The following is a 7551-nucleotide window of genomic DNA, read 5'->3' on the forward strand; positions in this document are numbered from 1 at the left end:
TTATTCATTTCTATCTTCTCTCTTCTCCTCCTCTGTGTCCTCTGCGCCCTCTGCGGTTAAATCATCCCAAAAAAACCCTAACCGAAATCGATTTTAGATTTTAGATTGTGGATTTTAGATTGCGGCCAAAGGTTTTGGTGTAATATCAAATCCATTGGTATCGGAATTATTCATTTCTATCTTCTCTCTTCTCCTCCTCTGTGTCCTCTGCGCCCTCTGCGGTTAAATCATCCCAAAAAAACCGTAACATATAAGAGGAAAAAACCAAGAAAGTTCGCTCCATCACACACACAACTTATGCCGATAGCTCATATCATTGGACTAGGAAAATCAGGAATTGCCGCCGCCAGACTGCTAAAACGCGAAGGATGGGAAGTAACGCTGAGCGATCGCTCATCTTCCCCAAGCTTGCTCGAACAGCAACAGGAATTCGCTAACGAAGGAATTAAAGTTGAGTTAGGTAAATCTTTTGAACCAGTCGAATCTATAGAATTAATAGTAGTAAGTCCGGGCGTTCCCTGGGACATTCCAGCATTAGTGCGCGCCAGAGAGTTAGGCATTGAAACAATCGGAGAAATGGCTCTCGCGTGGCGTTACCTCAAATCTCCTTGGGTGGGAATTACCGGCACTAACGGCAAAACTACTACTACTGCTTTAATTGCTGCTATTTTTGCCGAGGCCGGGCTTTACGCTCCCGCTTGCGGCAATATTGGCTATGCTGCGTGTGAATTAGCTTTAGGCGAAAAACCGCCGGATTGGGTAATCGCAGAAATCAGCAGCTATCAGATAGAATCCTCGCCGTGTGTAGCGCCGCGAATTGGAGTTTTGACGACTTTGACGCCGGATCACCTCAGCCGCCACAAAACTTTGGAAAATTACTACAACATTAAAGCGCATTTGCTGAAAAAGTCGGAATTGCAAGTAATCAACGGCGACGATCCTTGTTTGCGGCAGCAAGGAGTTGACGTTTGGCCGGATGCGTGTTGGACGAGTGTCAAAGGTGAAAAAGATTTGTTGGGAAAACGCACTTTTGGAGCGTACATCGAAAACGGTTGGGTAATAGCTCAAAGCGAGAAAATTCTGCCTGCTGAGTCTTTGCGGATGGTGGGAGAACACAATTTGCAGAATTTGTTAATGGCGGTGGCTGCGGCTAATTTGGCGGGGATAGATAAAAGTGCGATCGCCCGGGCGATCGCTAAATTCCCCGGAGTTTCGCACCGCCTCGAACACATCTGCACTTGGGAAGGCATAGATTTCATCAACGACAGCAAAGCTACTAATTATGACGCCGCGCAAGTCGGGTTGGCTTCTGTGAGCGCACCGGCGATTTTAATTGCGGGCGGCGACGCCAAAGAAGGGGACGATCGCGCGTGGATTGATACAATCAAGGCGAAAGCTGCTGGGGTGTTGCTAATTGGGGATGCGGCAGGAATTTTTGCCGATCGGCTCGAACAAGCAAATTACAACGCTTGGGAGATTGTCGAAACAATGGAAAGAGCAATCCCGCGAGCAGCAGAATTAGGCAAACAAAATCATGCTAAAGTAGTGCTGCTTTCCCCAGCCTGTGCTAGCTTCGATCAATACCAAAACTTCGAGCAACGGGGCGATCATTTCCGCCAATTATGCCTCGAATCCCTGATTTAACCGACACCAATCCCGTAGGGGCGGGTTCACCAACAATTTAGGCCTAAAACCAATAATCTCGTAAACCCGCCCCCACCCAACTCTCAATCACAATCTACCGCTTTCAAGATACAAGATGCGGGTTCACCAACATCTTTAATTGGCTAACCATAATCTTCATAAACCCCCCGTCCATACTGTCTTCCAAATATCCTTAATTCTAGCCTGCTCTTCCCATTCTAGCTCCTGAAAAACTATCATTATCTCCTCATGAGTATAATCAATAATGATTGCCGCCAAATGAGCAGCGGTTTCCGCATCCAGCATGGCTGTTTTTAACTTTGCCATTGCCTCTTTATCCATTACCACTAAACTTTGAATATTGACCTCACTTTCATTTTAATTGTGTCTGCAAATGTCTTTTAATTTGGTAGGAAAATCAGCACTCTGAGCAGCACTTATTGTATCAGAATGCGGCGAGGAGATTTTAAATTCTTCGCTGCAAAGCTGAGAGAGCAATTTTTCATCAATCTCCAGAATCCGGTCTTCGGAAGCGACATTTTTTTGCAACAAAGTTGCGATTTCTCTTTCCAGTTGGCGATAGCCTTGCTGAAAGAAATCTTGAGAATTAGAACGAAACAAACCGCTATTGACTGGCTGAATTTGGCTGGGTGTCAGCGATTGAGCCGAGACAGCAGCCGGAAATCCCAAAGATGCTGCTAGCCACCAGCTAGAAATTATCTGTTTGAGAATGCTGTTCATCACTGTCGGGAGGATTTTGTACCTCAGTTGGTTTCTCGTCTTCTGACTCGCTTGCTAATTCATCTTCTCGTTCAAGTTTTTCTTGCCACTCGACAAGCTGCTGAAAAAGTTTCGGGTTAATTTCAAATACGGGTTTGTTGGTTTCTGACATATTTACTCCTAACATTTATTACATTTAACTGGTTCCCAGGCAGAGCCTGGAAACGAGTAGAAAAACAATTATGTCGATCGCAATTTACGCTCAAACCTTCAGCAGCGACATAATTATGCCAGTTAAAGACCCACCAAGCAAAGCTAAAGTAGCTAAGGTACTAATGCCAAATCCTGCTGCTCTTTTTTCGGCAGCTTGATAGTAACCCCAAGCAAACAAAATGCGTCCAATTATCCAAACTGCGCCGATACCGGCGCCCCAAATTGGGCTGATAAATTGCGAGAACAGCCACAGCGAGGGCAAAAATAGAATCATTTGCTCTAAGGTATTTTGCTGAACTCGCACAACTCGCTCAAAGTCTGGGTTCCCTGTCATCTGCGGGGGAGAAACTTTGTATTGGAATCTAGCTCTGCCGACGTTGATGGTAACAACGAAGTAGAGAATTAATGCTGAAACAGTAATTAGACTAGGCCAAAGTGTCGCGTTTGCTTCTGCGAGCATGATTCGGTATTATTGGGTGGAGTATATATCTTGATTATAAATCAATTATTGCCGATCGCGTCATTCATCGCCGTCCAGTCATTCAAGCCAGGGGATGTGATTCAACTGCTGGGTATTAGTGGCGCGCCAATTGCTTGAGAGTTCCGGGAGATCCTCGAAAACTTGCGGGCTGGGATTTTGATTCTTTTGTTCGCACCTGCATACGGAGACAAGCCCCCGACTCTTGTCGTGAGTAGCCCAAATTTTAGACTCTTATTCAAGAGCACAGATTCATCTGTGGAGTAAATTTAAAATCTAGAATCTAAAATATAGAATCTAAAATTTAGAATCTAGAATCTAAAATTTAGAATCTAGAATCTAAAATCTAAAATCTAGAATCTAAAATCTAAAATCTAAAATCGTTTGACGGATACAAGCCCCCGATTTAAGGAGATTATTTTGCTCAACCATATTCGAGACGGTCTTAAATATTTCACCCGGAGCAGGATTCATCGAGAGCATTTAAAGCAAATACGAGTTGACTTGTTGGAAGAATCAACCCTAGATATTAACTATCTTGTCTTAATTCTAGGCTCCTGTATAATTGCCACCTTTGGACTGCTGGCCAACAGTGCGGCCGTAATTATCGGTGCTATGATCATTGCGCCTCTGATGTTGCCAATCCGAGGGTTAGCATTTGGAGCGGTAGAAGGTAACGTTCTCCTCTTCCGCAAAGGTTTAATTGCATTAGCAGTCGGGACGGTGCTAGCAATTTTTCTAGCTTGTTTTTTGGGCGCTTTGGTACAACTTCCAGACTTTGGGAGCGAAGTTCTAGCTCGTTCTAAACCTACATTACTAGACTTAGGAATTGCGATCGCCGCTGGGGGAATCAGTGGCTATGCGAAAGTTCAGCCCAAAGTTTCTGCTACTCTGGCGGGAACTGCGATCGCCGTGGCTCTTATGCCGCCAATTTGTGTTATAGGTTTAGGCTTATCTCAAGCTAATTGGTCCCTCAGTTTGGGAGCAAGCCTCCTGTATCTTACTAATTTGCTGGGGATTACTCTCTCCTGTATGCTAACCTCTTTAATGGCCGGCTACACGCCCCTGCATCGCGCCGGTAAAGCCCTCTTTTGGGCGCTATCATTGACGGCTATACTTGTGATTCCTCTGGGCGTGAGTTTTGCGGAATTGATCGAGCAAGCCCAACTCGAAGCCAGTCTGAAGCGGGCGTTGCTTAACCGAACTATCACTTTTCAACGGGTGGAACTGATTAAAACTGATACTAACTGGTTGACGAAACCGCCGGAGGTTCGTCTGATTGTTCGCAGCAGCGAAGCTTTGACATCCAAACAAGTGCAGCTTTTAGAAGCATTTGTCGAAAAAGAAATGGGTCAAAAATTTACCCTAATTTTTCAAGTCAGTCAAGTTGAAGAAGTGCGGCGTTCGACGCTGAATAAGCCCCGCTCAAAACCGCAGCCTTAACTATTTTATTCCTAATTATATGACCCCAGAAACTCTAATTAACGAAGCGACTATCGAGGGCAATCTCAAGAAATTTCTTTTAGTGCTATTAGTTTCCTTAAGTGTGGCGATACTGCCGCAAATATGGGGCTGGTTGCGCCAAATTCCCTACACGCTGCTTTTAGTAATTGTCGGGTTGGGCTTGGCTTTTATAGATGTGCGATTGGTGTCGCTCTCGCCCGAACTGATTCTGTTGATTTTTTTGCCGCCTCTTTTGTTTGAAGCTGCTTGGAATCTGGAATGGTCTAAACTCAAGCGGGATTTAGTGCCGATCGCTCTTTATGCGGTTTTGGGTGTTGTTATTTCCGTTGCTGGCGTGGCTTTTGCTCTCAACCAAATAGCTGGAGTTTCTTTAGGAGTCGCGCTTTTGGTAGGAGCTAGTATATCTGCTACAGATCCTGTTTCAGTTATTGCATTGTTCCGGGAACTGGGAGTTGAAAAACGCCTAGCTTTGCTGGTAGAGGGAGAGAGTTTATTTAATGATGGCATTGCTGTTGTTGCCTTTAGTTTTTTGGTGGGATTCTCTTTAGGGACGGATGAAGTTGGCATCCCCTTTCTGGTGGGGCGTTTCTTAGCTTTTGTGGGAATTGGGATTACTGTCGGGAGTGCGATCGGTTTTGGTATCTCCTATCTCACCCAACGGTTTGATTTACCTTTGGTGGAGCAATCGTTAACCTTAGTTTCAGCCTACGGCACTTATATAATTGTTGAGGAATTGGGTGGTTCTGGGGTGATTGGTGTGGTGGTGATGGGCTTGATATTTGGAAATTTCGGCTCTCAGATAGGTATGCAACCCAGTACCAGACTGGCGGTAACACAATTTTGGGATTTTGTGGCGTTTTTTGTAAATTCGATCATGTTCCTGCTGATTGGCGATCGAATTAGTTTTGCTGGTTTGCAAGCGAATTTAGGAGTCATTGGCATAACTGTGGCGGCGATGTTTGTCACGCGAGCGATCGCTATTTTTGGTTTAGGATGGTTGAGCAATAGGTTGGCAAAATCTGAAATTTCATTAGCCGATAGAACTGTGATTTGGTGGGGAGGATTGCGGGGTTCTGTATCGATTGCTTTAGCTTTGAGCGTGCCGGAGGTTTTCCCAGAGCGGCAAAAAATTATTGGAATCGTGTTTGGCGTAGTTTTATTTACGCTGCTAGTACAAGGTTTAACCACCAAGGCGCTACTGGAAAAACTGGGGTTGTTGAGCAACCAGGAGTTGCGTCAGCAGTATCAGGAGGCGATCGCCCAACGTGTTGCTCTCAATCGGGTTCTCAAGTATCTCTCTGATGTATCGGCCGATCGTAAAATCGAGCCTGAGTTTTCCAATCATCTCGTGAGTCAGCTTCAAGAAAAATTAAACTTGCTGCAAGCAGAAATCAATCAAATGTACGATCGATCTCCTGAACTGCGGCAGATGACTATCGACAAACTCGAAGGGGATTTGCAGGCAATAGAGGCTGATACTTATGCTGAATTTGTGCGAGCGGGTCAATTGAATGAGCTGCCTGTTTCTGTGTTGCAGCAATGTTTTAAAGAGCGGAATGAGAAAATTGTTTCTTAAAGCGAATTCCTTGACAGGATTAACAGAAATAAGTTCTACTACAACGAGTACGGGTTTTGTGCTTTCGACTGAAAGCATTGTTGGCAATCAAAAACAGTCCGAATTGTTGAGGGGCAGACATGGTATAATTCCTGATATTGTAGGGTTCGTTAGCCTACGATAATTTGAATATGAGCTAGATCATAGAAAGAGTTGGGAAAATTTGGCATACTGAGAGTAAGGTTAAATAGGAGGTCAATTTAATGACCAATACTGCTCTCAATTTTAAGACTGCACCCGGACATGAAGTGCTCGCGGCGGCTGGCAAGAAAATGCTGAGACCGGGGGGGAAATTTGCTACGGAACAGTTATTTGAATGGGCGGATTTTCAGCCTGGGGAGACTGTTTTGGAGTTGGCTGCTAGTTTTGGATATAGTTCGATCGCCCTTGCTGAACGTTTTGGCGTAAAAGTAGTGGGAGTTGAGAAAAATCCTGAGAGTGTGGCCCGCGCTCGTGCTAATGTTGCAGCAGCCGGTTTGAGCGATCGAGTGGAAATTGTGGAAGGAGATATTTTTCACTTGGATCGGATTTCCCAACAGTTTGATTGGGTGTTGGCTGAAGCTATCCTGACAATGCAGTCGCCGTCAGGGAAAGCTAAAATTGTATCGGGAATTTGCGATCGTTTAAAACCAGGCGGCAAGTTTCTTTCTCACGAACTTTTAGTTAAAAACCGAGAAGCTGAAATTCACAAAGCTTTATCAGAAGTGATTCGCGTCAATTCAACGCCTTTGTCTGAGTCGGGCTGGATTGCTGTTTACCAAAACGCGGGTTTGCAAGTAGAAAAGTCTCAAACCGGGGCGATGGGCCTCCTAAATTTGCAGCGAATGTTGCAAGATGAAGGGTTTGTGGGTACTGTGCGGATTTTGTGGAATATATTAAGCCGATCGCAAATTCGCGATCGTATCTTAGCAATGCGTCGAGTTTTCCAGCATTACCAACAGGATCTAGGCTACATCGTTATCTCCGCCAAAAAACAATCTTAACCGATTCAATAGATTTTCGATTTTCACTTTTCGAGGGAAGAAAGTGAAGCCACTGATAAATTCGAGACTTGTGACCAAATTAATTAATTGTCAAAAACTATGACTACTACTCTTTTACCGCTACAATCTTCAGCAATCCAACTCCGAGACGCAATTGAATATCCCGCCGCCGGAGTCCTGAACAAAATTTTAGTCAAAGACAATAATTGTCAGTACAGTTTATTTTGTCTGGCAGCCGGAACGGAAATTTCAGAACACTCTTCGGCACGGAATGCCACAGTTAATGTCATAGAAGGAAAGGGAATTTTGACTCTTGAAGGCAACGATATTGTTTTGGAACCGGGGGTATTTGTCTTCATGCCTGGTCACGCTCTTCACGCTTTGAAAGCCGAAGAAAATTTGGCGTTTATTTTGACACTTTCCGAGGCTAATTA

9 protein-coding genes are annotated in these 7551 nt (G+C 44.6%); 5 read left to right on the top strand and 4 right to left on the bottom strand.

Annotated elements, in window-relative coordinates; all coding sequences use genetic code 11:
* Positions 1–297: 297 nt before the first annotated feature.
* On the top strand, positions 298–1644 hold the full coding sequence (gene murD / locus QUB26_RS10735) for a UDP-N-acetylmuramoyl-L-alanine--D-glutamate ligase (protein WP_333241051.1): 1347 nt from the start codon (positions 298–300) through the stop codon (positions 1642–1644).
* Positions 1645–1800: 156 nt separating this feature from the next.
* Here murD and QUB26_RS10740 read toward each other — a convergent pair whose 3' ends face one another.
* The 4 genes from QUB26_RS10740 to QUB26_RS10755 form a co-directional block, all read right to left on the bottom strand.
* The gene (locus tag QUB26_RS10740) at positions 1801–1986 is read right to left on the bottom strand and encodes a hypothetical protein (RefSeq protein WP_333241048.1); all 186 of its coding nucleotides are present in this window, start codon (positions 1984–1986) and stop codon (positions 1801–1803) included.
* Positions 1987–2022: 36 nt separating this feature from the next.
* A complete protein-coding gene (locus QUB26_RS10745; RefSeq protein WP_333317941.1) occupies positions 2023–2385 on the bottom strand; it encodes a hypothetical protein in 363 nt (120 codons plus the stop codon).
* Entirely contained in the window at positions 2354–2536 is a 183-nt protein-coding gene (locus QUB26_RS10750; protein WP_015177099.1) for a hypothetical protein, read from the bottom strand. Before QUB26_RS10750 ends, QUB26_RS10745 begins: the two co-directional genes overlap by 32 nt.
* Positions 2537–2626: 90 nt before the next feature.
* The gene (locus QUB26_RS10755) at positions 2627–3037 is read right to left on the bottom strand and encodes an MAPEG family protein (protein WP_333317877.1); all 411 of its coding nucleotides are present in this window, start codon (positions 3035–3037) and stop codon (positions 2627–2629) included.
* A 402-nt stretch (positions 3038–3439) separates the two neighbouring features.
* Here QUB26_RS10755 and QUB26_RS10760 point away from each other — a divergent pair, with 402 nt between their 5' ends.
* The 4 genes from QUB26_RS10760 to QUB26_RS10775 form a co-directional block, all read left to right on the top strand.
* Entirely contained in the window at positions 3440–4498 is a 1059-nt protein-coding gene (locus QUB26_RS10760; protein ID WP_333317879.1) for a DUF389 domain-containing protein, read from the top strand.
* Positions 4499–4517: 19 nt separating this feature from the next.
* A complete protein-coding gene (locus tag QUB26_RS10765; RefSeq protein WP_333317882.1) occupies positions 4518–6095 on the top strand; it encodes a sodium:proton antiporter in 1578 nt (525 codons plus the stop codon).
* 242 nt (positions 6096–6337) lie between these two features.
* Positions 6338–7117 carry a methyltransferase domain-containing protein gene (locus tag QUB26_RS10770; RefSeq protein ID WP_333317883.1) on the top strand — a complete coding sequence of 260 codons (780 nt, stop codon included), beginning with the start codon at positions 6338–6340 and terminating at the stop codon, positions 7115–7117.
* Between the two features lie 99 nt (positions 7118–7216).
* Positions 7217–7551 (top strand): cupin domain-containing protein (locus QUB26_RS10775; RefSeq protein WP_333317885.1); only part of this gene is annotated, 335 nt, incomplete at its 3' end.

The organism is Microcoleus sp. B4-C1 (assembly GCF_036705285.1).
Lineage (GTDB): Bacteria > Cyanobacteriota > Cyanobacteriia > Cyanobacteriales > Microcoleaceae > Microcoleus.

Bases quoted from the DNA above. Each gene is read 5' to 3' on its own strand.
- QUB26_RS10745 (WP_333317941.1), bottom strand. From the start codon at position 2,385: ATGAACAGCATTCTCAAACAGATAATTTCTAGCTGGTGGCTAGCAGCA.
- QUB26_RS10750 (WP_015177099.1), bottom strand. From the start codon at position 2,536: ATGTCAGAAACCAACAAACCCGTATTTGAAATTAACCCGAAACTTTTT.
- QUB26_RS10770 (WP_333317883.1), top strand. From the start codon at position 6,338: ATGACCAATACTGCTCTCAATTTTAAGACTGCACCCGGACATGAAGTG.
- QUB26_RS10740 (WP_333241048.1), bottom strand. From the start codon at position 1,986: ATGGATAAAGAGGCAATGGCAAAGTTAAAAACAGCCATGCTGGATGCG.
- QUB26_RS10765 (WP_333317882.1), top strand. From the start codon at position 4,518: ATGACCCCAGAAACTCTAATTAACGAAGCGACTATCGAGGGCAATCTC.
- QUB26_RS10755 (WP_333317877.1), bottom strand. From the start codon at position 3,037: ATGCTCGCAGAAGCAAACGCGACACTTTGGCCTAGTCTAATTACTGTT.
- murD (WP_333241051.1), top strand. From the start codon at position 298: ATGCCGATAGCTCATATCATTGGACTAGGAAAATCAGGAATTGCCGCC.